Origin of the sequence: Pseudomonas sp. FW305-25 (assembly GCF_017351415.1) — a bacterium.
Lineage (GTDB): Bacteria > Pseudomonadota > Gammaproteobacteria > Pseudomonadales > Pseudomonadaceae > Aquipseudomonas > Aquipseudomonas chlororaphis.
Map to the genome: position 1 here is coordinate 52,868 of NZ_JACNDE010000011.1, position 25,061 is coordinate 77,928.

Consider the following 25,061-nt stretch of genomic DNA (forward strand, 5'->3'; position numbering starts at 1 on the left):
CATAGCTCGGGTATAATCCTCGGCTTGTTTTTTGCCCGCCAAGACCTTCAGTGGATAGGGTGTTATGTCCGGAAAAGCGCAACAGCAGTCTCGCCTCAAAGAGTTGATCAGCCGTGGTCGTGAGCAGGGTTACCTGACTTACGCGGAGGTCAACGACCACCTGCCGGAGGATATTTCAGATCCGGAACAGGTGGAAGACATCATCCGCATGATCAACGACATGGGGATCAACGTATTCGAGAGTGCTCCGGATGCGGATGCCCTTTTGTTGGCCGAAGCCGATACCGACGAAGCAGCAGCTGAAGAAGCCGCCGCAGCGTTGGCGGCAGTGGAAACCGACATTGGTCGCACTACCGACCCAGTGCGTATGTACATGCGCGAAATGGGTACGGTAGAGCTGCTCACACGTGAAGGCGAAATCGAAATCGCCAAGCGTATCGAAGAGGGCATCCGTGAAGTGATGGGCGCGATCGCGCACTTCCCTGGCACGGTTGAGCACATCCTCTCCGAATACACTCGCGTCACCACCGAAGGTGGTCGCCTGTCCGACGTCCTGAGCGGTTACATCGACCCGGACGACGGCATCGCGCCGCCTGCCGCCGAAGTACCACCGCCTGTCGATGCCAAGGCCGCGAAAGCGGACGACGACACCGACGACGATGACGCCGAAGCCAGTGACGACGAAGAAGAAGCCGAAAGCGGTCCGGATCCGGTCATCGCAGCCCAGCGCTTTGGCGCCGTTGCCGACCAGATGGAAATCACCCGCAAGGCGCTGAAAAAGCACGGTCGTGAACACAAGCAAGCCCTGGCTGAAATGCTGGCCCTGGCTGAACTGTTCATGCCGATCAAACTGGTTCCGAAGCAATTCGAAGGCCTGGTTGAACGCGTTCGTAGTGCCCTGGATCGCCTGCGTCAGCAAGAGCGCGCGATCATGCAACTCTGTGTTCGTGATGCTCGCATGCCACGCGCCGACTTCCTGCGCCAGTTCCCTGGCAATGAAGTGGACGAAAGCTGGTCCGACGCACTGGCCAAAGGCAAGGCCAAGTACGCCGAAGCCATCGGTCGCCTGCAACCGGACATCATCCGTTGCCAGCAGAAGCTGACCGCGCTCGAGACTGAGACCGGCCTGACGATCGCCGAGATCAAGGACATCAACCGTCGCATGTCGATCGGCGAGGCCAAGGCCCGTCGCGCGAAGAAAGAGATGGTCGAAGCCAACTTGCGTCTGGTGATCTCCATCGCCAAGAAGTACACCAACCGTGGCCTGCAGTTCCTCGACCTGATCCAGGAAGGCAACATCGGCTTGATGAAAGCGGTAGACAAGTTCGAATACCGTCGCGGCTACAAGTTCTCGACTTATGCCACCTGGTGGATCCGTCAGGCGATCACTCGCTCGATCGCCGACCAGGCCCGCACCATCCGTATTCCGGTGCACATGATCGAGACGATCAACAAGCTCAACCGTATTTCCCGGCAGATGCTGCAGGAAATGGGTCGCGAACCGACCCCGGAAGAGCTGGGCGAACGCATGGAAATGCCTGAGGACAAGATCCGCAAGGTATTGAAGATCGCTAAAGAGCCGATCTCCATGGAAACCCCGATCGGTGATGACGAAGACTCCCATCTGGGCGACTTCATCGAAGACTCGACCATGCAGTCGCCAATCGATGTCGCCACCGTTGAGAGCCTCAAGGAAGCGACTCGCGAAGTACTCTCCGGCCTCACTGCCCGTGAAGCCAAGGTACTACGCATGCGCTTCGGCATCGACATGAATACCGACCACACCCTCGAGGAAGTCGGTAAGCAGTTCGACGTTACCCGTGAGCGGATTCGCCAGATCGAAGCCAAGGCGCTGCGCAAGCTGCGCCACCCGACGAGAAGCGAGCACCTGCGCTCCTTCCTCGACGAGTAATACCAAGACCCCCAGCCCTGCTGGGGGTCTTGTTTTGTGCAGTTTAAAACTCCCCGCGCCTCACTCCCTCCGGATTGCCCGTCTACACTCGAAACATTCCCCGTGTCATAACGAGACCGTTATGCCCAGACTGCCGACCGTGCTGGTGCTGTCGCTGCTCGCCTGGACCGCAACGGCTGGCGCACTGACGCTCACCGATGAAGAACGTGGCTGGCTTTCCGCCCATCCGGAATTGCGCCTGGGCGTCGACGCTTCGTGGCCGCCCTTCGAATATCGCGATGAGGAAGGGCGCTACCAGGGCCTTGCGGCGGACTATATCCATCTGATCCAGGATCGCCTGGCGATCACGCTCAAGCCGATAGAACCCGCCAGCTGGAGCGAAGTGCTCGAAGCCGCGAAAAAGGGCAAGCTGGACCTGCTGCCAGGTATCATGTCGACCCCGGAGCGGCAAAACTATCTGGCCTTCACCCGTCCGTACCTCGACTTCCCCATCGTGATCCTGGCCCATAAAGGCGGCGCGCAACCTCGCAAGCTCCAGGACCTGTACGGCCTGAAGATCGCCGTCGTGGAGAATTACGCCCCCCATGAACTGCTGCGCACCCACCATCCCGACCTGAACCTGGTCGCCCTGCCCAATGTGAGTTCGGCTTTGCAGGCGCTGGCCCTCAATCAGGTCGATGCCGTGGTCGGCGACCTGGCTTCCAGTGTCTGGAGCCTGCGGCAGTTGAAGCTCGACGGGCTCTATGTCAGCGGCGAGACGCCCTACCGCTATCAGCTGGCCATGGGCGTCCCCCGCGACAGCAAGATACTGGTAGGCATTCTCGACAAGGTACTGGCTGACATAAGCCCGGCGGAGGTCAACGAGATCCAGCAGCGCTGGGTGGGCAATGTGCTCGACCACCGTTCGTTCTGGTCGGACCTGCTGTTCTATGGTCTGCCAGGGCTGCTCCTGCTGTTTGCCATTCTGGCGGCAGTGATCCGCATCAATCGCCGGCTGAGCTCCGAGATCGCAAGGCGCGTGGCCCTGGAACAGGAGCTGCGCAGCAGCGAATACCATTACCGCGGCCTGGTCGAAAGCCTGTCGGCAATCGCCTGGGAAGCGCGCATCAGCGACTTCACCTACAGCTACGTGTCGCCCCATGCCGAGCAATTGCTGGGTTATCCCCTTTCGCACTGGCTGATTCCCGGGTTCTGGAGAAACATCATCCACCCCGCCGACCTGACGCGCGCCCAGCACTTCTGCGATCACGAAGTCCTGGCCGGGCGCGATCACAGCCTGGATTACCGAGTGATCACCGCCGATGGCCGCTGCCTGTGGGTTCGCGACATCGTCAGCCTGATCGAGCATGGACATGAACCGATCATGCGCGGCCTGATGATCGACATCAGCGAGACAAAACGCACCGAAGAGGCCCTGCAGCTCTCGGAACAGAAATTCGCCTCGGTCTTCCAACAGTGCCCGGACATCCTGGTCATTGCCCGCCTGTCGGATGGCTGCCTGCTGGAGGTCAACGAGGCGTTCGAAGAACAGATCGGCCTGAGTGCCTCGCAAGTCGTGGGCCAGACGGCCACCGAGCTGAATATCTGGGGTATTCAGGGCGTCGGCCCGGGGCTGCTGCAACGCTTGCAGGCCGGCAGTATCCGTAACCTGGAAATGCCCTTTCGGCGCAGCAACGGCCAGCTGTTCACCGGGCTGATCTCCGCCGACCCCTTCGACCTCGACACTACGCCCGCCCTGGTCGTGGTGGTTCGCGACATCAGCCAGTTGAAGGAAACCCAACAGCAGCTGCAAACCTCAGAAGAGAAGTTCGCCAAGGCTTTTCACGCCTCGCCGGACGGCCTGCTGCTAAGCCGCCAGCGCGACGGCTTGCTGATAGAGGTCAACGAAGGTTTCAGTCGTATCACCGGCTTCAATAGCGCCATGTCCGTCGACCGTTCCACGCTGGAGCTGGGCATCTGGGTCAACCTCAACGAGCGCCGGCAGATGCTCGACCTGATGCAGCGGGATGGCTTCGTGCGCGACTTCAGCTGCCATATTCGCCGCAATGACGGTCAGATCCGCCTCTGCGAGCTCTCGAGCCGGCCGCTGCCGATCGGCGACGAAGATTGCATGCTGACCATCGCCCGCGACATCACCGAGCGCCACCTGATGCAGGAGAAGCTGCAACAGGCCGCCACCGTGTTCGAGAGCACCGCTGAAGGCGTACTGATCACCGACACCCAGCAGCACATCAGCGCGGTCAATCGGGCATTCACCGAAATCACCGGCTACAGCGAAACCGAGGCCCTGGGCCACACTCCGCGCCTGCTGGCTTCCGGCCTGCATGACAGCGCCTTTTACGCCGCCATGTGGCACCAACTGACCGCCGAGGGTCATTGGCAAGGGGAAATCTGCAATCGGCGCAAAAATGGCGAGCTGTACCCCAGCTGGTTGACCATCAGCGCAGTGCGCAACAAAGACCGGTTCATCACCCACTTCGTCGCGGTATTCGCCGATATTTCCAGCCTCAAGCACGCCCAGGCCAAGCTCGATTACCAGGCGCACCACGATCCGCTGACCGGCCTGCCGAACCGTACCCTGTTCGAAAGCCGCCTGCTGACTGCCCTCAACAACCAGCAAGAGAACGGTGGCCAGGGCGCCGTGCTGTTTCTCGACCTGGACCGTTTCAAGCATATCAACGACAGCCTCGGCCACCCGGTCGGCGACCTGCTGCTCAGGGGCATTGCCGTGCGCCTGAAAGAACAACTACGGGATATCGACACCGTGGCCCGCCTGGGTGGCGACGAGTTCATCATCCTGCTACCCGGGCTGCAGCAGCCCAGCGATGCCGACCACATCGCCAACAAGCTGCTGAACTGCTTCACCGCGCCGTTCCAGGCCGGCGAGCACGAGTTCTTCATCAGTGCCAGCATCGGTACCAGCCTCTACCCCAAGGATGGTTGCGACGTGGCCACCCTGGTCAAGAATGCCGACGCCGCCATGTACCGCTCCAAGGCTAAGGGCCGCAACCGGGTCGAAAGCTATACCCGCGACCTGACTGCCCAGGCCAGCGAGCGCGTGGCCCTGGAACATGAACTGCGGCGGGCCATCGAACGCAACGAGCTGTATCTCTACTACCAACCCAAGATCAGGCTGGGCGACCAGGAGCTGGTGGGCGCCGAAGCCCTGATTCGCTGGCATCACCCGACCTTCGGCGATGTCCCCCCCGAACACTTCATCCCCCTGGCCGAAGAGAACGGCATGATCCTGCAAATCGGCGACTGGGTGCTGGAACACGCCTGCCAACAGTTGCGCAAGTGGAACGAGCGCTACGACAGCTTCGGCCCGCTCTCGGTCAACCTCGCCGGCGCCCAGTTGCGCCAGCCGAACCTGCTGGGGCGGATTGAACAACTGCTGAAAGACAACCGCCTCAAACCCGGCTTCCTGCAACTGGAAATTACCGAGAACTTCATCATGAGCCAGGCCGAGGAAGCCCTGGCGGTCCTGCACCAGCTCAAGCGCCTGGGCGTCCAGTTGGCCATCGACGATTTCGGTACCGGCTACTCGTCCCTGAGCTACCTCAAGCGCCTGCCGCTGGATTTCCTGAAAATCGATCAATCTTTCGTCCGCGGCCTGCCCGACGACCCCCACGATGTGGCGATCGTGCGGGCCATCATCGCCCTGGGCCGCAGCATGCAATTCACCGTGATCGCCGAAGGCGTGGAAACCCATGACCAGCAGGTATTCCTCGGGAACGAAGGCTGCGAACAGATCCAGGGCTACATCATCAGCCTGCCGCTGAGCGCCGACGAATTCGCCGCAACCTTTCTGCGCCTTCCCGTTTCGGATTTTTCGGATAGCACAGCCGAGAAACCGTCGCTATAATCCGCGGCCTACTGAGGGCCTATAGCTCAGTCGGTTAGAGCAGAGGACTCATAATCCTTTGGTCCACGGTTCGAGTCCGTGTGGGCCCACCATCTTTGGAAGCCGCGCATTGCGCGGCTTTCGCGTATTCAACGCGCTGCAAATCCCTCCATTCGGCCGCCAGGCCGGCAAAACGCCCGATCGTTTTTTCCAAGAAATCAGCCCTACCGCACAACTATTAAAAACCGCGACGGTCATAACCGTTCGGAAGTCGTGCATGGCCTTTGTTTGGTCCTAGACTGCACTTCTATCAATGGGGGAGAGCCTGTCCTTTCCCCGGCGTGATGCACCACTTAAGCCACCCCATAATAATCAGAGTGGCCTGATGATTCGGACACAACACATGGAAGTAGTATCTACGGCGCCTTCGCCTGGCCGGGCAACGGGGTTTGCACGTTGCCGAAATATTCAGCAAGGCCCTGTTTTCATCATTGCATCCGGTAGTTCGGCAAAGGACTTCCCTATCGAAGCCTTCTCGAACATCCCGATGATCACCATGAACGGGGCCATCTCGATGTTCCGCGGGACCGGCATACAACCCTTTTTTTATGCCTGCACCGACACCAGCTTCTCCCTCCAGCAACCCGAGCTCTTCACCCAGGCAATGGCTGTCAGTCAGCGTGTGGCGCTCTGGGAAGAACATGCCCGCACGATTCCGATCCAGCCTCGCGGCGAGCTGTTTCTGCTGAAGAAGGCGCCACGACAGACCTGGATGCAGCGATTGCTCAGGAGCAACCGCGATCTGGTTCGCCCTCCCCTGCTCTGGGGCAACAGGAGCCGGACCATCGGCTTCAGCAAGAATCTCGAACTGGGTTTCTTCGACGCCCGCACGGTGGCTTATCTGGCACTGCAACTCGCCTATCACGCCGGCTTCAATACGGCGATCCTGGTGGGCGTCGACCTGAATCCTGCCCAAGGGCGTTTTTATGAAACGCCAGATACCTTCAAGTCGCCCTGCGGCCTGGACCAGCACCTGCAATCGCGGATCCTGCCATCCTTGAAACTGATGTCGGACAAGGTCATGGGCAAGGATTTCTCCGTCTACAACCTGTCCCCCACGTCGAGCATCCCTACTTCGATCATTCCCAAGATCAGTCTCGACGAACTCGACAAGCTGGTTAATCGCTGAGCATTCCATGCTCGGACGGGTTGTATTCGCCCACAAAAAAACCGCGACTTGCGCGGTTTTTTTGTAAGGCCAGGATCAGCCGTTATTCAGGCAACGCATAAGCGATCACATAGTCCCCACGGTCCGGCGACTGACGCGCGCCGCCCGCGGTCAGCAGGATGTACTGCCGGCCGGTCTTGGGCGAAACGTAGGTCATCGGCCCCGACTGGCTGCCCACCGGCAGGCGGGCTTTCCAGATTTCGTTGCCGTTGCCGGTATCGAAGGCGCGCAGGTAGAAGTCCTGGGTGCCGGCGAAGAACAACAGGCCGGACTGGGTCGCCAGGGACGCCCCCAGGGTCGGCATGCCGATCGGGATTGGCATGTGCATGCGAATGCCCAGGGGACCGGTGTCCTGCACGGTACCGACCGGCACCTGCCACACCAGCTTCCTGGTTTTCAGGTCGATGGCCGACATGGTGCCGAACGGTGGCTTCTGGCACGGAATACCGGCAGGCGAGAGGAAACGCTGGCGCATCGCCCCAAACGGCGTGCCGTCCTGGGGTACCACGCCCATTTCGATACCGCTGGCCCCGGCCGCGATCTGCGCCCGCGGGATCATGTAGTTGGCCAGGCCCAGGCGCATGTCGTTGACGAACATATAGTTGCTGTTCGGGTCCACCGACACGCTGCCCCAGTTCATGCCGCCCAGGGAGCCCGGGAACTGCAAGGCATGATCCAGGCCCGGCGGGGTGTAGACACCTTCATGGCGCATGCTCTTGAACTGGATACGGCACATCAACTGGTCAAATGGCGTGGCACCCCACATGTCCGACTCGCTCAGGGTCTGGTTGCCGATCGACGGCATCTCCACCGAGAACGGCTGGGTTGGCGAGTAGCGTTCGCCCGGCATATTGCCCTGCGGCACCGGACGCTCTTCCACCCGGGCGATAGGCACGCCGGTTTCGCGGTTGAGCAGGAAGATCTCACCCTGCTTGGTGACCTGCGCCAGCGCCGGCTGCACCCCGCCCTTGTCGTCCGGCACGTCGTACAGCAGCGGCTGCGCCGGCAGGTCGAAGTCCCACAGGTCATGGTGAGTGGTCTGGAAGTGCCAGCGCACCTGACCGGTCTTCACGTCCAGGGCGACGATGGACGAACTCCACTTGTCGTCGAACTCCGTGCGCTGGCCGGCGAAGAAGTCTGGAGTGGCGTTGCCGGTCGGCAGGTAGACCAGACCGAGCTTGGCGTCGTAGGACATGGCCGACCAGACGTTCGGCGTGCCGCGGGTATAGGTCTCGCCCGCCTGTGGATGCTTGGTGGTGTTCGGGTTGCCCGGATCCCAGGCCCACACCAGTTCGCCGCTGCGCACGTCGAAGGCGCGGACCACGCCCGGCGGCTCGCCGATGGAATAGTTGTCCGCCACCCGGCCGCCGACGATGACCACATTGCCGGCCACCAGCGGGGTCGAAGTCTGCTGGTAGTAGCCAGGCTTCACTTCGCCCATGTCGGTTTTCAGGTCGACCGTGCCTTTGTCGCCAAAGTCTTCGCACGGCTTGCCGGTTTGCGCGTTGATCGCGATCAGGCGCGCATCGCCGGTCGGCAGGAACAAACGCTTGGTGCAGGCGGCCGGAGCGGCCGTTGCCTCGGCGCCTGGCTCGACGGAAGCATCGAAATAACCCAGGCCGCGGCAACGCTGCCAGTTAGGCGCCGAGCCTTGCGGATCGAACTTCCAGCGTTCGGCACCGGTGTCGGCGTCCAGGGCGAACACCTTGCCGTAGGCGGTGCAGGTATAGACCGTGTCACCGATCTGCAGCGGTGTGTTCTGGTCTTCGGCGCCCGCGCCGGTGCTTTGCGGAATATCGCCGGTGCGAAAAGTCCAGGCCACCTGCAGCTGGTCGATGTTGCCCTTGTTGATCTGGTCCAGCGCGGCAAAACGATTGCCGGCGGTGGTGTTGCCCCAATGGGCCCAGTCTTTCTGCTCGGAACCTGGAGCCACAGGCTTGATCGCCGGCTCGCTGCTGGCCTTGACCACATGGGTCGGCACAAACATGTAGGCCAGGGTCGCCACGACACCAATGCCCAGCACGCCGGCCAGGCCATAAGCGCCACGCCCGGCGGTCGCGCCCGAAGCACGCACCAGGGTCGGGTAGATCAGCGCCACCACCAGGCCGATAACGGCGAAGGTCAGCACCCGCGAAACCAACGGCCAGTACTCCAGCCCGGCATCCCAGACCGCCCAGATCGCCGTGAGCACCAGCGCCCCTCCATACAGCCAGGCACCACGCGGGTTACGCCGGGCGATCAGCAGCCCGGAAACGATCATCGCCAGGCCCATCAGCAGGAAGAACCAGCTGCCGCCCAGACTGACCAGGTACCCGCCCCCGCCGGCCAGCCCCAGGCCGATCAATGCGATCAGCAAACCCAGCGCCCCCAGCAGCCATTTGCTGCCGGTGGCAGCCCCAGAATTATTCATGTCGGAAATTTCTCCCATTCTTTACGTGGCGCAAGAATGTACTAACCAGTTACTTATGACAACTTGTCGCAGGCAGTTCGTGGCAAAAAATGTCATCCGCGCTGTTGAGCCTGGCCGTCACAACAGGGCCGGCAGCCAATACAACTGACGCCATGCCGCAAGCATCGCCTGGAGCGAGCCTGTAACATGCTCGGCCACCGTTGCCCGCGCCGGAGTTCACCTTGTCTGACAGCCGCCCTCCCGTCCTCGACGAAATCGACCGCCAACTGATCGCGGCCCTGCAGATCAATGCCCGCGAAAGCGTGGCCATGCTCGCCCGGCAACTGGGGATCGCCCGTACCACCGTGACCTCGCGCCTGGCGCGGCTGGAAAAGGCGCGGGTGATTACCGGTTATGGCGTGCGCCTGGGTCAGCGGGTCATCGATGGCGGCTTGCAGGCCTACGTCGGGATCAAGGTGCAGCCGCGTTCCGGCAAGGAGGTCCTGCGGCGCCTGAGCGCCATGGCCCAGGTCCAGCAGCTCTGCGCGGTCAGTGGGGAATTCGACTATGTCGCCTGGCTGCGCACCGATTCGCCGGAACAGCTGGACCAGTTGCTCGACCAGATCGGCAGCGTCGACGGTGTGGAAAAGACCACCACCTCGATCATCCTCAGCAGCAAGATCGACCGTGGGCAGCCCGTCTGAAGGTTTTTCCAGGCACGGTGTCCCGCTGTTTTGCGAGCGCTTCGCGTTCGATCGCAGCCTTCGGCAGCGGCTACAGAGAACATTTCGTCAGTTAGTTAAAAAACATCGTCAGTTTGAAATAAAACCATCCAAAACGACGACATTTTGCGTCTTATTAACGTGCGCAACGCTCCCTAGAATGGCTGCCATCTTTTCCTATACTCAGCGCTCTGCTCGAGTCGCCAGCAAGGTCAGCCATGAACAAGAACAATCGCCATCCTGCAGACGGTAAGAAACCCATCACCATTTTCGGCCCGGACTTCCCGTTCGCCTTCGACGACTGGATCGAGCACCCCGTCGGCCTGGGCAGCATCCCCGAAGCCAACCATGGCGCCGAAGTGGCGATTGTCGGGGCCGGTATCGCCGGGCTGGTGGCGGCCTACGAGCTGATGAAGCTGGGCCTCAAGCCCGTGGTGTACGAAGCCTCGAAAATGGGCGGCCGGCTGCGTTCCCAGGCGTTCGAAGGCGCCGAAGGGATCATTGCCGAACTGGGCGGCATGCGCTTTCCGGTGTCCTCCACGGCCTTCTATCACTACGTCGACAAGCTGGGTCTGGAGACCAAGCCCTTTCCCAACCCGCTGACCCCGGCTTCCGGCAGCACGGTGATCGACCTCGAAGGCCAGACTCACTACGCGCAGAAGCTCGCCGACCTGCCGGCGCTGTTCCAGGAAGTGGCCGACGCCTGGGCCGATGCCCTGGAAGACGGTTCGCGCTTCGGCGAAATCCAGCAGGCCATTCGCGATCGCGACGTGCCGCGCCTCAAGGAGCTGTGGAACACACTGGTGCCGCTGTGGGACGACCGCACCTTCTATGACTTCGTCGCCACCTCGAAGGCCTTCGCCAAGCTGTCGTTCCATCACCGCGAAGTGTTCGGCCAGGTCGGTTTCGGCACCGGCGGCTGGGATTCGGACTTCCCCAATTCGATGCTGGAAATCTTCCGTGTGGTGATGACCAATTGCGACGATCACCAGCACCTGGTGGTCGGCGGTGTCGAGCAGGTGCCACTGGGCATCTGGCGCCATGTGCCGGAGCGCTGCGCCCACTGGCCGCAAGGCACCAGCCTCAGCTCGCTGCACCATGGCGCGCCGCGTCCCGGAGTGAAACGTATCGCCCGGGCCGCCGATGGCCGCTTCAGCGTCACCGACAACTGGGGCGATACCCGCGAATACGCAGCAGTGCTGACCACCTGCCAGAGCTGGCTGCTGACCACCCAGATCGAATGCGAAGAATCGCTGTTCTCGCAGAAGATGTGGATGGCCCTGGACCGCACCCGCTACATGCAATCGTCGAAGACCTTCGTCATGGTCGACCGGCCGTTCTGGAAGGACAAGGATCCGGAAACCGGTCGCGACCTGATGAGCATGACCCTCACCGACCGCCTGACTCGCGGCACCTACCTGTTCGATAACGGCGACAACAAGCCGGGGGTCATCTGCCTGTCCTATTCGTGGATGAGCGACGCCCTGAAGATGCTGCCGCACCCAGTGGAAAAACGGGTCAAGCTGGCCCTCGATGCGCTGAAGAAGATCTACCCGAAAGTCGATATCGCCGGGCGCATCATCGGCGATCCGATCACTGTGTCCTGGGAGGCCGATCCGCACTTCCTCGGCGCGTTCAAGGGCGCGCTGCCCGGCCACTACCGCTATAACCAGCGCATGTACGCGCACTTCATGCAGGACGACCTGCCCGCCGAGCAGCGCGGTATCTTCATTGCCGGCGACGATGTGTCCTGGACTCCGGCCTGGGTCGAGGGCGCGGTACAGACCTCGCTCAACGCGGTCTGGGGCATCATGAAGCACTTCGGCGGGCAGACCCACGCCGAAAACCCGGGACCGGGCGACGTGTTCCACGAAATCGGCCCCATCGCCCTGGCCGACTGAACCTGTAGCCGCTGCCGCAGGCTGCGATCGAGCGCAACACTCGTGGTCTTTGAGCAGCCCGCAGCAACGGCTACAGTGACAGTCCAGCGCACAGAGGAGTCATCGCCATGCGTGTAGCGCTTTATCAATGTGCCCCACAACCGCTGGATGTCGCCGGCAACCTGCAACGCCTGCAGAAAGTCGCCGTGGAAGCTTCCGGCGCCGACCTGCTGGTGCTGCCGGAGATGTTCTTGAGCGGCTACAACATCGGTGTCGAGGCGGTGGGCGCCCTGGCCGAGGCCCAGGATGGTCCGTCGGCGCAATACATCGCCAATGTCGCCCAGTCGGCGGGCATCGCGATTCTGTATGGCTATCCGGAGCGCGCCGACGACGGGCAGATCTACAACGCCGTGCAACTGATCGACCGCAACGGCCAACGCCTGTGCAATTACCGCAAGACCCACCTGTTCGGCGATCTCGACCGCTCGATGTTCAGCGCAGGTCCAGACGATTTCCCCCTAGTGGAACTCAACGGCTGGAAGCTCGGTTTCCTGATCTGCTACGACATCGAGTTCCCGGAGAATGCCAGGCGCCTGGCACTGGCCGGGGCCGAGCTGATTCTGGTGCCCACCGCCAACATGCTGCCCTACGACTTCATCGCCGATGTCACCGTGCGTTCGCGTGCCTTCGAAAACCAATGTTATGTGGCCTACGCCAACTACTGCGGCCACGAAGACGAGATCCACTACTGTGGCCAGAGCAGCATCGCCGCCCCCGACGGCCAGCGGATTGCCCTCGCAGGGCTGGATGAAGCCCTGATAACCGGCACGCTGGACCGTCAGTTGATGCTCGATTCCCGCGCTGCCAACCGCTACTTCCATGACCGTCGCCCGGAGCTTTACGACGACCTGAACAAGCGCTGATCCAGGGTTATCCGCTAGCATGGGCGCTTCACTGTTCTGGAAGTGCTCATGCCCGCGCTGAACCACCCTCTGCCTCATCGGGAAACCCTGGCCAACGGCCTGCGGGTTTCACTGCACCATGTCCCTCGATTGAAGCGCTGCGCGGCGACCCTGCGGGTCTCGGCCGGCAGTCATGACGTACCGCTGGCCTGGCCGGGGCTGGCGCACTTTCTCGAACACCTGCTGTTTCTCGGCACCGAGCGTTTTCCCGCGCAACAGGGCCTGATGGCCTATGTGCAACGCCACGGCGGCCAGGTGAACGCCAGCACCGGCGAACGCCACACCGACTTTTTCTTCGAACTGCCCCCCGCGGATTTCGCCGGTGGGCTGGAGCGCCTGGCCGACATGCTCGCCCACCCGCGCATGAACCAGGAAGACCAGTTGCGCGAGCGCGAGGTGCTGCACGCGGAGTTCATCGCCTGGTCGCGGGATGCCGCGGCGCAACGGCAATTGGCCTTGCTCGACGGCCTGTCCGCGGAGCACCCGCTGCGGGCGTTCCACGCCGGCAATCGCTACAGCCTCAACGTGCCGCGCCCGGCGTTTCAACAGGCGTTGCAGGCCTTCTATCAGGCTCACTACCACAGCGGGCAAATGTCCCTGAGCCTGGCTGGCCCACAGTCGCTGGAAGAGCTGAAGGCCCTGGCACAAGGTTTTGGCGCCGTCCTCGCCGTCGGTAAAACGCAACCGCAAGCAGCCCCGGTGCCCTTGCTGACGTCTGCACAGCAGCATTATCAGCAGCTCGACGGACGCCACCTGAACCTGCTGTTCGCCTGCGAGCAACTGCCCACGGCCGCCCGCGAAGCGCTGGATTTTCTCTGCACCTGGCTGGCCTGCGGCAAATCCGGCGGGCTGCTGGCCATGCTCAAGGAGCGCAAGCTGGTCGAAGGGTTGAAGGCCGCGCCGCTGTATCAGTTTGCCGGCCAGGCGCTGCTGCATATCCAGTTCGACTTGACCGAGCAAGGCGCCCAACAGCCGGAGCAAGTGAGTGAGTTGTTCTTCGATTGGCTGGCGTTTTTCAGCAACCAGGACGACTGGCCGGCATTGCGCGACGAATACGCCCTGCTGCAACAGCGCCAACGCCAGGTCGCCAGCGCACTGGCGTTGGCAAGACTGAATAACGAGCAGTTGGAACCGCAGCTGTCCGACCGCGGTGTCACGGCCCTCAAAGCCCTGCTGTCGCAACTTCAAGCCCCGTCGGCAGCCAGCGGCATCGGCTGGCAACTGCCTGCGCCCAATCCGTTCCTGCGCAGCTCGGCGCCAACCGCGCGGGCCGGCCTGATTCGCGGGCAAACCAGCGCCCACCGCGGCTTGCGCACCTTCGCCCAGGATCGCTTGCGACAGCGTCGCGAATCCTCGGCGATGACCTTCAGCCAAGCCATCGCCGACGACGCTGGCGAGGCGGCCCTGTACTTGCGCTGGCGCCTGCAAAGCGTGTTGCCGCAGGAGCTGCGCAGCCGCTTGCAAAACCACCTGCGCAACCTGCGGGACGACGGACTTCAGGCGGGCGTCGAGCTGTCCCTCGGTGTCTCGGGCAACCAGTGCTTGCTGACGCTGAAGGGGCTTCCCGAACCGATGCCGATCATGCTCCAGCAGGCTCTGCTGGAACTGAGCGAACCCGGCGCGGCGTTCTGGCAGATCCCCCCGGCGACTCCCACGCCGCTGTTGCCGATCCGCCAATTGCTCCAGGAACTGCCCGAGCGCTGCCTGGACATACCCACCAACGAGGAGCCGCATCCACTGGATGAACAAGGATGGCAAACGCTGTGGGAGGGCTCCCGCTGGGATGGCCTGGCCATCGGCCTGGCCCATGCCCAAAGCACAATCGGCGCGGCATTGAGCAAAGCCACGGGCACCGCCGACAGCCAGCTGTCAGCGCCACCCTCGATAGCCGCGCAGCAGCACTGGCATAAGGTCGCAACCGGCTCCGGCGAGCAGGCCCTGCTGCTGTTTTGCCCGGCACCGGACACCACCCTTCAGCAGGAAGCCAGCTGGCGGCTGCTGGGGCAGCTTGGCCAGACGCCGTTCTATCAGCGCCTGCGGGTCGAGTTGCAACTGGGCTATGCGGTGTTCAGCGGCGTGCGACAGATCAATGGCCAGACCGGCCTGCTGTTCGGCGTGCAGTCTCCTAGCGCGTCACTGAGCGAGATCCTCGAGCATATCCGGGCGTTCCTGGCGCAGTTGCCCGAGTTGATCGAGGCACTGGATGACGCCTCTCTGGACGACTTGAAAGCTAACCTGGCCGCCCAGTTCGATGCCCGTGCATTGCCCGTGGCACAACTGGCCGAGCTGCTCTGGCAGGGCCGACTGGCCGGCCATCCGTCGGATTACCTGGAGCAATTGCAACAGGAAATCATGGCGGCGCCCCGGCCACAGCTGTTGCTCGCGGCCGAACAGTTGCAGCAGGCGCAAGGCGGCTGGCGCTGCCTGGCCAGCGGTGCCTGTCCGGGCGAACCCTGGCAAGCGGGAAAATGATCGTTACCCTGGCTGCAACGAGCTTTCTTCAACAATTGCAGTCATTCCCCGGGGGGAATTTAGTAAGATAGCCCCCTAAGCATCTGAACATCTCCGGTTGGAGGTGGACTATATGTATAGATCTCAACCGTCCCACCCACCTGAAGGAGCACCTCTATGTCCTGGTCCAAACCGGCTTACACCGACCTGCGTATCGGCTTTGAAGTCACCATGTACTTCGCCAGCCGTTGATTGCTCGCGCAGTGCAACGCCTCGGCTCGCCGGGGCGTTTTTATTTTCAGCCTTAACCTGATGGAGCGGCCATGTTTGTCCAGATTCTAGGTTCCGCCGCCGGTGGCGGTTTTCCGCAGTGGAACTGCAACTGCGCGAACTGCGCGGGCTTTCGCGACGGCAGCCTGCGGGCAAAGGCTCGCACCCAATCGTCGATCGCCATTTCCGATGACGGCGTGAACTGGGTCCTGTGCAACGCCTCGCCGGACATCCGCGCCCAGCTCCAGAACTTCGCCCCGATGCAACCGGGCCGCGCCCTGCGCGACACCGGGATCAGCGCAATCATCCTGATGGACAGCCAGATCGACCACACCACCGGTCTGCTCAGCCTGCGCGAAGGCTGCCCGCATCAGGTCTGGTGCACCGACATGGTCCATGAAGACCTCAGCAGCGGTTTCCCGCTGTTCACTATGCTCACCCACTGGAACGGCGGGCTGGACTGGAACCGCATCGAGCTCGACCGGAGCTTCACCATCCCGGCCTGCCCGAACCTGCGCTTCAGCCCGCTGCCGCTGCGCAGCGCCGCGCCGCCCTATTCGCCCCATCGCTTCGACCCGCACCCGGGCGATAACATCGGCCTGATCGTCGAAGACCTACGCACCGGCGGCAAGCTGTTCTACGCCCCGGGGCTGGGCAAGGTCGACGCGGCGTTGCTGGAAATCATGAGCGGCAGCGACTGCCTGCTGGTGGACGGCACCCTGTGGGAAGACGACGAGATGCAGCGTCGCGGCGTCGGCACCCGGACCGGGCGGGAAATGGGCCACCTGGCGCAGAACGGCCCTGGCGGCATGCTGGAAGTGCTGGAGCAGTTGCCAGAGCAGCGCAAGATTCTTATCCACATCAACAACACCAACCCGATCCTCGACGAGGATTCCGCCGAACGCGCGGAGCTGGCGCGGCGTAACGTTGAAGTGGCTTACGACGGCATGAGTATCGAGCTGTAATTGCCGGGACCGCTTCGCGGTCTATCGCGAGCAAGCTCGCTCCTACAAAAGATTGCGCTGTCCTGTAGGAGCGAGCTTGCTCGCGATAAGTCCAGAATAGACACCACAGATCCAGGACCTCCCTGCGGAGAACCGCAATGACTGACACAGCAATGTCCCCCGCCGAATTCGAGCAAGCCCTGCGGGCCAAGGGCGCCTATTACCACATCCACCATCCGTATCACGTGGCGATGTACCAGGGCCGGGCGACCCGCGAGCAGATCCAGGGCTGGGTCGCCAACCGCTTCTACTACCAGGTGAACATCCCGCTCAAGGACGCGGCGATTCTCGCCAACTGCCCGGATCGGGAAATTCGTCGCGAGTGGATTCAGCGCCTGCTGGACCACGACGGCGCCCCCGGCGAAGACGGTGGTATCGAGGCCTGGTTGCGCCTGGGGCAAGCGGTCGGTCTCGACCCGGACCAGCTGCGCTCGCAAGAGCTGGTGCTGCCGGGCGTGCGTTTCGCCGTCGACGCCTACGTCAACTTCGCCCGCCGCGCCAGCTGGCAGGAGGCCGCCAGCAGCTCGCTGACTGAGTTGTTCGCGCCGCAGATCCACCAGTCGCGTCTCGACAGCTGGCCCCAACATTACCCGTGGATCGACCCGGCCGGCTATGAATACTTCCGCACCCGCCTGGGCCAGGCGCGGCGCGATGTCGAGCACGGGCTGGCGATCACCCTGCAGCACTACACCACTCGCGCCGGCCAGGAGCGCATGCTGGAAATTCTCCAGTTCAAACTGGACATCCTTTGGAGCATGCTCGACGCCATGAGCATGGCCTATGAACTCAATCGCCCGCCGTATCACAGCGTCACCACAGAACGGGTCTGGCATAAAGGAATCACCCTATGAGCTTCGATCGCAGCAAGACCCCGACCTGGCGCCCCGGCTACCGCTTCCAGTACGAACCGGCGCAGAAGGGCCATGTACTGCTCTACCCTGAAGGCATGATCAAGCTCAACGAGAGCGCCGCGCTGATCGGTGGGTTGATCGACGGCGAACGGGATGTCGCGGCGATCATCCAGACGCTGGCAGTCCAGTTCCCCGACGTGCCCGAACTCGGTGACGACATCGAGCAATTCATGGAGGTCGCCCGTGCACAGCACTGGATCGAACTTGGCTGATTCGCCAGCGCCGATACCGCCCAAGCCGGAAGTCGGCCTGCCGCTGTGGCTGCTGGCCGAGCTGACCTACCGCTGCCCGCTGCAATGCCCGTACTGCTCCAACCCGCTGGATTTCGCCGAGCAGGGCAAGGAGCTGAGCACCGAGCAGTGGCTCAAGGTGTTTCGCGAAGCCCGGGAGATGGGCGCCGCGCAGCTGGGCTTTTCCGGTGGCGAACCGCTGGTGCGCCAGGACCTCGCCGAGCTGATCGGCGAGGCGCGCAAGTTGGGTTTCTACACCAACCTGATCACCTCCGGCATCGGCCTGACCGAGCAGAAGATCAGCGACTTCAAGAAGGCCGGGCTCGACCATATCCAGATCAGTTTCCAGGCCAGCGACGAGCAGGTGAACAACCTGTTGGCCGGCTCGAAGAAAGCCTTCGCCCAGAAGCTGGAAATGGCCCGGGCGGTGAAAGCCCACGGCTACCCGATGGTGCTGAACTTCGTCACCCATCGGCACAACATCGATCGAATCGACCGCATCATCGAGCTGTGCATCGCCCTGGAAGCCGACTTTGTCGAGCTCGCCACCTGCCAGTTCTACGGCTGGGCCCAGCTCAACCGCGTCGGCCTGCTGCCGACCAAGGAACAACTGGTACGCGCCGAACGCATCACCAACGAATACCGCGCCAGGCTGGAAGCCGAAGGGCATCCGTGCAAACTGATTTTCGTCACCCCGGATTACTACGAGGAACGCCCGAAAGCCTGCATGAACGGCTGGGGCAGCATCTTCCTCACGGTCACGCCGGACGGCACCGCCCTGCCCTGCCACGGCGCCCGGCAACTGCCCGTGCAATTCCCCAATGTGCGCGACCACAGCATGCAGCACATCTGGTATGACTCCTTCGGCTTCAACCGCTTCCGTGGTTATGACTGGATGCCCGAGCCATGCCGCTCCTGCGATGAAAAGGAAAAGGACTTCGGTGGCTGCCGCTGTCAGGCCTTCATGCTCACGGGCGATGCCAGCAATGCCGACCCGGTGTGCAGCAAGTCGCACCATCACGGCGTGATCCTCAAGGCCCGCGAAGAAGCCGAGCACGCCACTCAGACCATCGAACAACTGGCCTTCCGTAATGAACGAAACTCGCGCCTCATCGCCAAGGGCTGAATCCTTCAGCGCCGCCCAAGCCGTCGCCGCCGGCATCGATTTCGCCGAGCTGCGGCTCGGTGCCAATGGCCTGTTCTGGAACGAATACCGCCCCGAAGATGCCGCTTGCCGGATCTGGCACTGGCGCGACAACCAGGCCCGCTGCCTGACGCCACAAGGCTTCAGCGTGCGCAGCCGGGTCTATGAATACGGCGGCGGCGCCTTTTGCCTGAGCGATGACGGGCTGGTATTCGTCAACGAGGCGGACCAGCAGCTCTACCGACAGTCCCTGCAAGGCGAAGCGCCGGTAGCCCTGACCTGCGGCGAGTGCCGTTATGGCGACCTGCAGTTCGCCGCCGGCCAGGTGCTGGCAGTGGAAGAGCACAACAACCGGCATTGCCTCGTGGCCATCGACCTAGGTAACAGGAAACGCCAACTGCTAGCCGAAGGGGCGGACTTCTACGCGGCTCCCACCTTGAGCCCGGACGGCCAGCGCCTGACATGGATCGAATGGGATCGACCGCACCAGCCCTGGACCTCGACCCGCCTGATGGTCGCCGAGCGCCTGGCCAACGGCCGCTGGGATGACCCTCGGTGCCTGGCTGGTGACCGCGCGGAAGAGTCGCTGCAACAGCCGCGCTTCGATGACAACGGCCGCCTGTATTGCCTGACCGACCGCGCCGGGTTCTGGCAACCTTGGGGTGAAACCCCTAACGGCCTGCAGGCGCTGCCCTGCGCCGCCGCCGATCACGCCCCGGCGCCCTGGCAATTGGGCTGCTGCACCTGGCTGCCGCTGGGCGGCGACAGCTGGCTGGGTACCTGGACGCAAGCCGGCTTTGGCCGTTTGGGGCTGCGCCTGGCCGAGGGTGAGCAACAGGACTTCAGCGGCGACTACAGCCGCTTCCGCAACCTGGCGCTGGATGAACGGTTTATCTACTGCATCGCGGCGTCACCTGTGAGTCCGTCCGCGGTGATCGCCATTGACCGCCAATCGCAGCAGGTCAAGGTCCTGGCTGGCGGCGTGGCGCCCCTGCTGCCCGAGCAGATCAGCCGTCCGCAAACCCTGCGTTACCCCAGCGGCCAGGGCGAGGCCCACGGCTTTTTCTACCCGGCCATGAGCGATGACGACCGGCCGCCGCTGGTGGTGTTCATCCACGGCGGCCCCACCTCGGCCTGTTATCCGATACTCGACCCGCGTATCCAGTACTGGGCGCAACGGGGGTTCGCCGTGGCCGACCTGAACTATCGCGGCAGCACCGGCTATGGCCGCGAGTACCGGCAAGCCCTGCACCTGAGCTGGGGCGAAGTGGATGTGGAGGACGCCTGTGCGGTGGTCGCGTATCTGGCCCGACAAGGCCTGATCGATGGCGGCCGGGCGTTCATCCGCGGTGGCAGCGCCGGCGGCTACACCACCCTTTGCGCCCTGGCCTTCGCCGATGTGTTCCGTGCCGGCGCCAGCCTGTATGGCGTCAGCGACCCCGTGGCCCTGGCGCGAGACACCCACAAGTTCGAAGGCGACTACCTGGACTGGCTGATCGGCGACCCCGAACAGGATGCCGAACGCTACAAGGCCCGCACCCCGCTGCTGCATGCCGGCAATATCCGCGTGCCGGTGGTTTTCTTCCAGGGTGAACTCGATGCCGTGGTAGTGCCCCAGCAGACCCGAGACATGCTCAAGGCGTTACAAGACAACGGCATTGCGGCCGAAGCGCACTATTACCCGGACGAGCGCCACGGTTTTCGCAAGGCCGCCAATCAGGCACACGCCCTGGAACAGGAATGGCTGTTTTATCGGCAGGTAATGGAACAGACGGACGCACCGGAATAATCGCCGTCCAAGGGGGGACAAGCCCGCTCCTCTGCGGAGCGGGCGCCAGGCTCAGCGCTTGGCGATGATGTACACCGCATGCACGATGCCCGGAATGTAGCCGCACAGGGTCAGCAGGATATTCAGCCAGAACGCGCCGCCGAACCCCACTTGCAGGAACACACCCAATGGCGGTAACAGAATGGCGATGATGATGCGGATAAAGTCCATGGGGCAGCTCCTGATAGCAATCGACTCGTACGAGCCTCACCGCTAATCGACCCATGGCGTTCGGCAGGGTTCAATCGATTCTGGCCAAGGGCCAGTTTTTATCCCCAGGCCGGGCGGTGTTTCAGTGCCGGCTCACGCCAGTATTTCAAGGCCGTGCTTCTGCACGATGCTCAGCAGTTTCAACGCCATGCCGCTCGGGTGCTTCTCGCCAGACTCCCACTGCTTCACCGTGGACGCGCTGGTGTTCAGGTAGCGGGCAAAGACCGGCTGGCTGACGTTACTACGCTCGCGCAGCAGCTTGATCTGCTCCGCCGGAATATTCGCCGGTACTGGCGCGATACACGCCTCATCGAACTGGCGCATGGTGGTTTTGCCGATGGCGCCGATGGCGTGCAGGGCACTGGCCGACTCGTGTATCGATTCAAGGGCTTCAGTCTTGAATGGCTTGCTCATGTCTGATCTCCACAAACGCTTTCATCTCGAGTAGCTGCTGGACCTGCCAGCCATCCAGCCCTTCGTAGGCCTTGGCCAGCGCGCGGAATGCCTGCAGCTCCTGGTGGCTGATACTGCTCTGGTCCTGCTTGGCGAACAGGAACTGGAACACCCAGTAGCGCCGGCCCCTGGCCAGGACGATCGAACGATAGCGGTTGGCATTCAGGCGTTTTTTCCAGACCCCGCCACCCAGGTCATCAGCCTGGCCTTTGCATAACTCGCTGAATGCGGCCAGCAACTGGTCATCATGGATCAAGGCTTTTTTAGCCGCGACAGCAAAACCTTTGGTTTTGAACAACCTGATGGTCATGGCTTCCCTTCCCGAAAACATACCACTCAGTGGTATATATATTCAACCCAAGCTGCCCGGTGGTCTTGCGCCCCAGCAGCAGCCCCCACCGTCCTGGTGGATGAGCCTAAGGAACCTTGCCTGGATGATGGCCTTCAAGGCCTGATGGCGGTTTTGCAAAAGCCCGAGACAAAAAAACGCCCCGTGCGAAAGATCGGACACGGGGCGATGCGTTATACCGCGAGACGGTTCGGGAATTTCTGTCAGTGCAAGATCGGGTGTGGCGGGACCAGGCCAGGCCTCAAACCACCAGCCCCTTGCGGCATTGCAGCTGCGCGGTGCGTACTCGCGAAAAGGCCCGCGCCAGGCGCAGCAGCATTTCGTCGATGTTGGCCTTGCTCACCGTCAACGCCGGGGTAAAACGCAGGCAGTCCGGTTGGGTTGCGGCCAGCAACAGACCTTCGTAGCGGGCCGCCTTGACCACAGCCTCGGCCGAGTCGTCGGCCAGGCTCAGCCCCCAGAACAATCCCTGCCCACGCAGTTCTCCCTGGGCATAACGATTCGCCAGGCGGGCCAGCCCTTCGCGCAAGTACTGGCCGTTGTCCCGCACATGCTCGAGAAAGCTGTTGTCCAGTACGCTATCGAGCACCGCCAGGCCCGCGGCGGTCATCAGCGCATTGCCATGATGGGTGCCGTTCAGCTCACCCACCTCAAAGCAACAGGCGCTGCCACGCGCCAGTAAGGCCGCCAAGGGCACGCCACCACCGAGGCCTTTGCCCAGGGCCACGATGTCGGCGCGCACGCCATAGAGTTGTTCGGCCAACAAGGTGCCGCAGCGGCCGATGCCGGTTTGCACTTCATCCAGGATCAGCAGGATGCCCAGCTCGCGGCACAGGCGCTCGACCCCCTTGAGGTAATGCTCGGTCGCCGGAATCACCCCGGCCTCGCCCTGGATCGGCTCGAGCATGATCGCCACGGTCTGCGCGTCCACCGCGGCATGCAAGGCTGGCAGGTCATTGAAGGGAACATGACTGAAACCCGACAGCTGTGGCTCGAAACGATTGGCGATATGGGGGCTTGCCGACGCCGACATTGCCGCGAAGCCGCGACCATGACAGCTGCCGCTGGCAGTGATGATCTTCGCGGCCCCACCGCGATACAGCTGGCCCCATTTACGGGCCAGCTTGATCGCCGCCTCGCAGGCTTCGCTGCCACTGCTCAGCAGATAGGCCTGGTCGCTGCCGGTGCTGCGGCACAAGCGCTCGCTGAGGTTGAGCATGCCGCGGTTGTAAAAGCCCGGGCCGGGGTTGATCAGTGATTGGGCCTGGGCCGTCAGCGCCTTGACCAACGCCGACGAGCTATGGCCAAGGCTGTTGGCGGCGTTGCCCTGGACGAAGTCGAGATAGGCGCGGTCATCGCTGTCCCACAGCCATGAGCCCTGGCCACGTACAAACACTGGGTGGGGTCGCTGCACGCTGGGCATCAGGCACTCACTGGAAAGGTTGTCGCTCATCGGCGACAGGCAAGGCTCGGCCGCCAGATCATCAAGGCTCGGCTGAGGGCGGCGCAGGCTGAACAGATTCATGCACTCAACCCCTGCAGTGGCAGGCCCAGCAGGCGCGCGGACCAATCCTCGATCAGGCCGGTGCGCATGCGCTTGATCGCGATGTCGCGCCAACGCGACGCCAGTGCTGGACAGTCCACCAGTTTCTTCAAGCCCGCATGCTCCAGAGGTTCTCGATAAAAACAGCGCAAGGCCCAGGCCACGGTCAACCCCGGGTAACTGCGCTGGATCAGCTCGAAGGGCTGATCGGCACTGACGAAACCGGGTTTGAGCACCCGGTAGAACCAGCCGCAGCGACCATTGTTTTGCGCCTGTTGCGGCAGGTCGGGGATGCCCCAGCGGTGGCTCAGGCGATAACAGGGCGAACGCGGCTGGCTGACCTGCAGCAGCGCGCCGCCCCAGCGGAACATATCGCCGAGGCAGACCTGTTCCTCGGTCAGGCCGTGGGTAGACAGGTTTTCGCCAAAGGCCGGGGCACACCAGTCAATCAGCGGATAACGCTTGCGCCAGTAGCTGTAGTGTTCGGCGGGGTAATGGTGCAGCGCCCGCTCCGGGCCGGTATGAAAGCGCGGGTCGCCGTGTTCGTCGCTGCCCAGGCCCTGCGGCCATAACCAGAGTCGGTTTGCAACCGGACGTTTGTCCGTATCACTGATCAAACCCTGTCCGAGGTTTTTTGCCTTGCCTATGTAAACACCATCCACGTAAACGGTATTCATCTCGCCTTCTGGCCCTGTAAGCCCTGTGAATAGGGGTTAGACTAGGCTTCTGCAGCCTATCGGGCCATTTCGATTTTCCAGCTTTTTCGATAAGCAGAACTTATGGATTTTAAACAACTGCGTTATTTCGTCGCGGTGTATGAAGAAGGTCACGTGGGACGAGCCGCCGAACGCCTGTCGATCTCTCAACCGGCGCTCTCGCAACAGATCCGTCAGCTGGAACAGAACCTCGATGTCAGCCTGTTCGAGCGCAGCAGCAAGCGCCTGTTGCCGACGCTGGCGGCCCATACCCTGTACAACCATGCCCTGCCCTTGCTCGACGGCATGCAACGGGCTCGTGAAGCCCTGGGCAACTTCAAGGGCCACGCCCTGCGCACGCTGGCGATTGGCGTACTGCAAACCGTGCACAGCAGCCTGGTGCCGCAAATGCTTGAGCGGGTGCGCAAGGCCCAGCCGCATCTGGTGGTGCAGATCTACGAACTGACCGGCCTGGAAATCGAACGGCGCCTGCTCAATGGCTCATTGGATATCGGCATCAGTTATCTGCCGCCGCGCCAGCCAGGGTTGCATGGCGTGCAGCTCTACGAAGACGAGTTGACCCTGGTGATTCCTGCCGAACATCCCCTGCGCGAATTCAAGAAGGTCTCCATGAGCCAGGCCGCGGAGCTGCCCATGTTGTTGTTGGGCGAGGAGTTCCAGATACGCCAGATCTGGCAGGCGCAACTGGCCAGCCTCGGACGCCGGCCACAAGTGCAGGCGGAGCTGAACAATATGGCGGGGATTCTCGACAGCTTGCCCAACACCCGCCTGGCAACGGTCTTGCCGGGGCGTTCGCGGCAGACCCACAGCCATACGGACCTGTTATGGAAACCGCTGAGCGAACCAAGGGTGCCGTTGAAAGTGGGGCTGGTATGTCGGGATGTACAACGTCAGCAGGCAACCCTGGAATTGCTGCGAACCTTGCTGGAAGAAGAGATGAGCGGCCCGGATGGGCGGATGACAGGCCCGACGACGCTGGAAGGGCTGGGTTGAAGCAGCGCAGGTAAAAAACGCG

20 protein-coding genes and 1 tRNA gene are annotated in these 25,061 nt (G+C 62.5%); 15 read left to right on the forward strand and 6 right to left on the reverse strand.

Annotated elements, in window-relative coordinates:
- The first annotated feature begins 64 nt into the window (after positions 1 to 64).
- From rpoD to J4E58_RS13030, 4 genes are all read left to right on the forward strand, one after another.
- Positions 65 to 1,912: an RNA polymerase sigma factor RpoD gene (gene rpoD / locus J4E58_RS13015; protein ID WP_007926106.1), complete on the forward strand. Its 1,848-nt coding sequence runs from the start codon at positions 65 to 67 to the stop codon at positions 1,910 to 1,912.
- Between the two features lie 121 nt (positions 1,913 to 2,033).
- Complete coding sequence (locus J4E58_RS13020; protein WP_087089390.1) at positions 2,034 to 5,777, forward strand: bifunctional diguanylate cyclase/phosphodiesterase; 3,744 nt, start codon at positions 2,034 to 2,036, stop codon at positions 5,775 to 5,777.
- Positions 5,778 to 5,792: 15 nt separating this feature from the next.
- A tRNA-Ile gene (locus J4E58_RS13025) sits at positions 5,793 to 5,869 on the forward strand.
- A gap of 290 nt (positions 5,870 to 6,159) precedes the next feature.
- Entirely contained in the window at positions 6,160 to 6,945 is a 786-nt protein-coding gene (locus J4E58_RS13030) for a lipopolysaccharide biosynthesis protein (RefSeq protein WP_223816106.1), read from the forward strand.
- A gap of 82 nt (positions 6,946 to 7,027) precedes the next feature.
- On the opposite strand, the gene J4E58_RS13035 is transcribed toward J4E58_RS13030, so the two are convergent.
- Complete coding sequence (locus tag J4E58_RS13035) at positions 7,028 to 9,394, reverse strand: glucose/quinate/shikimate family membrane-bound PQQ-dependent dehydrogenase (protein WP_087089392.1); 2,367 nt, start codon at positions 9,392 to 9,394, stop codon at positions 7,028 to 7,030.
- A gap of 221 nt (positions 9,395 to 9,615) precedes the next feature.
- Here J4E58_RS13035 and J4E58_RS13040 point away from each other — a divergent pair, with 221 nt between their 5' ends.
- The 10 genes from J4E58_RS13040 (at position 9,616) to J4E58_RS13085 (ending at position 20,736) form a co-directional block, all read left to right on the forward strand.
- Complete coding sequence (locus J4E58_RS13040; RefSeq protein WP_007926099.1) at positions 9,616 to 10,077, forward strand: Lrp/AsnC family transcriptional regulator; 462 nt, start codon at positions 9,616 to 9,618, stop codon at positions 10,075 to 10,077.
- Between the two features lie 236 nt (positions 10,078 to 10,313).
- The gene (locus J4E58_RS13045; RefSeq protein ID WP_087089394.1) at positions 10,314 to 11,996 is read left to right on the forward strand and encodes an NAD(P)/FAD-dependent oxidoreductase; all 1,683 of its coding nucleotides are present in this window, start codon (positions 10,314 to 10,316) and stop codon (positions 11,994 to 11,996) included.
- 107 nt (positions 11,997 to 12,103) lie between these two features.
- A complete protein-coding gene (locus J4E58_RS13050) occupies positions 12,104 to 12,898 on the forward strand; it encodes a carbon-nitrogen hydrolase family protein (protein ID WP_007926096.1) in 795 nt (264 codons plus the stop codon).
- A gap of 48 nt (positions 12,899 to 12,946) precedes the next feature.
- Positions 12,947 to 15,409 carry a pyrroloquinoline quinone biosynthesis protein PqqF gene (pqqF, locus tag J4E58_RS13055; protein ID WP_087089397.1) on the forward strand — a complete coding sequence of 821 codons (2,463 nt, stop codon included), beginning with the start codon at positions 12,947 to 12,949 and terminating at the stop codon, positions 15,407 to 15,409.
- Between the two features lie 156 nt (positions 15,410 to 15,565).
- The gene (gene pqqA, locus J4E58_RS13060) at positions 15,566 to 15,640 is read left to right on the forward strand and encodes a pyrroloquinoline quinone precursor peptide PqqA (protein ID WP_009045898.1); all 75 of its coding nucleotides are present in this window, start codon (positions 15,566 to 15,568) and stop codon (positions 15,638 to 15,640) included.
- A 71-nt stretch (positions 15,641 to 15,711) separates the two neighbouring features.
- On the forward strand, positions 15,712 to 16,623 hold the full coding sequence (pqqB, locus tag J4E58_RS13065) for a pyrroloquinoline quinone biosynthesis protein PqqB (protein ID WP_087089399.1): 912 nt from the start codon (positions 15,712 to 15,714) through the stop codon (positions 16,621 to 16,623).
- Between the two features lie 137 nt (positions 16,624 to 16,760).
- The gene (gene pqqC / locus J4E58_RS13070; protein ID WP_007926092.1) at positions 16,761 to 17,513 is read left to right on the forward strand and encodes a pyrroloquinoline-quinone synthase PqqC; all 753 of its coding nucleotides are present in this window, start codon (positions 16,761 to 16,763) and stop codon (positions 17,511 to 17,513) included.
- Entirely contained in the window at positions 17,510 to 17,785 is a 276-nt protein-coding gene (pqqD, locus tag J4E58_RS13075) for a pyrroloquinoline quinone biosynthesis peptide chaperone PqqD (protein WP_087089401.1), read from the forward strand. The genes pqqC and pqqD overlap by 4 nt, the downstream gene beginning before the upstream one ends.
- Positions 17,757 to 18,929, forward strand: coding sequence for a pyrroloquinoline quinone biosynthesis protein PqqE (gene pqqE / locus J4E58_RS13080; RefSeq protein WP_009045901.1), 1,173 nt, complete (start codon positions 17,757 to 17,759; stop codon positions 18,927 to 18,929). Before pqqD ends, pqqE begins: the two co-directional genes overlap by 29 nt.
- Complete coding sequence (locus J4E58_RS13085; RefSeq protein ID WP_087089403.1) at positions 18,895 to 20,736, forward strand: S9 family peptidase; 1,842 nt, start codon at positions 18,895 to 18,897, stop codon at positions 20,734 to 20,736. The genes pqqE and J4E58_RS13085 overlap by 35 nt, the downstream gene beginning before the upstream one ends.
- 51 nt (positions 20,737 to 20,787) lie before the next feature.
- On the opposite strand, the gene J4E58_RS13090 is transcribed toward J4E58_RS13085, so the two are convergent.
- The 5 genes from J4E58_RS13090 to J4E58_RS13110 all read right to left on the reverse strand — a co-directional run bounded on the left by J4E58_RS13090 (position 20,788) and on the right by J4E58_RS13110 (position 24,007).
- Positions 20,788 to 20,946 carry a YqaE/Pmp3 family membrane protein gene (locus J4E58_RS13090; RefSeq protein WP_003228885.1) on the reverse strand — a complete coding sequence of 53 codons (159 nt, stop codon included), beginning with the start codon at positions 20,944 to 20,946 and terminating at the stop codon, positions 20,788 to 20,790.
- A gap of 132 nt (positions 20,947 to 21,078) precedes the next feature.
- Positions 21,079 to 21,399, reverse strand: a complete 321-nt coding sequence (locus tag J4E58_RS13095) for a DNA-binding transcriptional regulator (protein ID WP_007926083.1) — start codon at positions 21,397 to 21,399, stop codon at positions 21,079 to 21,081.
- Positions 21,377 to 21,748 (reverse strand): type II toxin-antitoxin system RelE/ParE family toxin, encoded by a 372-nt coding sequence (locus tag J4E58_RS13100; protein ID WP_087089405.1) that lies wholly within the window; start codon positions 21,746 to 21,748, stop codon positions 21,377 to 21,379. The genes J4E58_RS13095 and J4E58_RS13100 overlap by 23 nt, the downstream gene beginning before the upstream one ends.
- A gap of 280 nt (positions 21,749 to 22,028) precedes the next feature.
- Positions 22,029 to 23,312, reverse strand: a complete 1,284-nt coding sequence (locus tag J4E58_RS13105) for an aspartate aminotransferase family protein (RefSeq protein WP_087089407.1) — start codon at positions 23,310 to 23,312, stop codon at positions 22,029 to 22,031.
- On the reverse strand, positions 23,309 to 24,007 hold the full coding sequence (locus J4E58_RS13110; RefSeq protein WP_087089410.1) for an MOSC domain-containing protein: 699 nt from the start codon (positions 24,005 to 24,007) through the stop codon (positions 23,309 to 23,311). Before J4E58_RS13110 ends, J4E58_RS13105 begins: the two co-directional genes overlap by 4 nt.
- 102 nt (positions 24,008 to 24,109) lie before the next feature.
- Between J4E58_RS13110 and J4E58_RS13115 the strand changes: the two genes are divergently transcribed.
- Positions 24,110 to 25,039, forward strand: coding sequence for a LysR family transcriptional regulator (locus J4E58_RS13115; protein WP_087089412.1), 930 nt, complete (start codon positions 24,110 to 24,112; stop codon positions 25,037 to 25,039).
- Positions 25,040 to 25,061: the final 22 nt, after the last annotated feature.

Excerpts from the sequence above, each read along its gene's own strand:
- rpoD (WP_007926106.1), top strand. The coding sequence starts at position 65 with ATGTCCGGAAAAGCGCAACAGCAGTCTCGCCTCAAAGAGTTGATCAGC.
- J4E58_RS13020 (WP_087089390.1), top strand. The coding sequence starts at position 2,034 with ATGCCCAGACTGCCGACCGTGCTGGTGCTGTCGCTGCTCGCCTGGACC.
- J4E58_RS13030 (WP_223816106.1), top strand. The coding sequence starts at position 6,160 with ATGGAAGTAGTATCTACGGCGCCTTCGCCTGGCCGGGCAACGGGGTTT.
- J4E58_RS13035 (WP_087089392.1), bottom strand. The coding sequence starts at position 9,394 with ATGAATAATTCTGGGGCTGCCACCGGCAGCAAATGGCTGCTGGGGGCG.
- J4E58_RS13045 (WP_087089394.1), top strand. The coding sequence starts at position 10,314 with ATGAACAAGAACAATCGCCATCCTGCAGACGGTAAGAAACCCATCACC.
- J4E58_RS13050 (WP_007926096.1), top strand. The coding sequence starts at position 12,104 with ATGCGTGTAGCGCTTTATCAATGTGCCCCACAACCGCTGGATGTCGCC.
- pqqF (WP_087089397.1), top strand. The coding sequence starts at position 12,947 with ATGCCCGCGCTGAACCACCCTCTGCCTCATCGGGAAACCCTGGCCAAC.
- pqqB (WP_087089399.1), top strand. The coding sequence starts at position 15,712 with ATGTTTGTCCAGATTCTAGGTTCCGCCGCCGGTGGCGGTTTTCCGCAG.
- pqqC (WP_007926092.1), top strand. The coding sequence starts at position 16,761 with ATGACTGACACAGCAATGTCCCCCGCCGAATTCGAGCAAGCCCTGCGG.
- pqqD (WP_087089401.1), top strand. The coding sequence starts at position 17,510 with ATGAGCTTCGATCGCAGCAAGACCCCGACCTGGCGCCCCGGCTACCGC.
- J4E58_RS13085 (WP_087089403.1), top strand. The coding sequence starts at position 18,895 with ATGAACGAAACTCGCGCCTCATCGCCAAGGGCTGAATCCTTCAGCGCC.
- J4E58_RS13090 (WP_003228885.1), bottom strand. The coding sequence starts at position 20,946 with ATGGACTTTATCCGCATCATCATCGCCATTCTGTTACCGCCATTGGGT.
- J4E58_RS13095 (WP_007926083.1), bottom strand. The coding sequence starts at position 21,399 with ATGAGCAAGCCATTCAAGACTGAAGCCCTTGAATCGATACACGAGTCG.
- J4E58_RS13100 (WP_087089405.1), bottom strand. The coding sequence starts at position 21,748 with ATGACCATCAGGTTGTTCAAAACCAAAGGTTTTGCTGTCGCGGCTAAA.
- J4E58_RS13105 (WP_087089407.1), bottom strand. The coding sequence starts at position 23,312 with ATGAATCTGTTCAGCCTGCGCCGCCCTCAGCCGAGCCTTGATGATCTG.
- J4E58_RS13110 (WP_087089410.1), bottom strand. The coding sequence starts at position 24,007 with ATGAATACCGTTTACGTGGATGGTGTTTACATAGGCAAGGCAAAAAAC.
- J4E58_RS13115 (WP_087089412.1), top strand. The coding sequence starts at position 24,110 with ATGGATTTTAAACAACTGCGTTATTTCGTCGCGGTGTATGAAGAAGGT.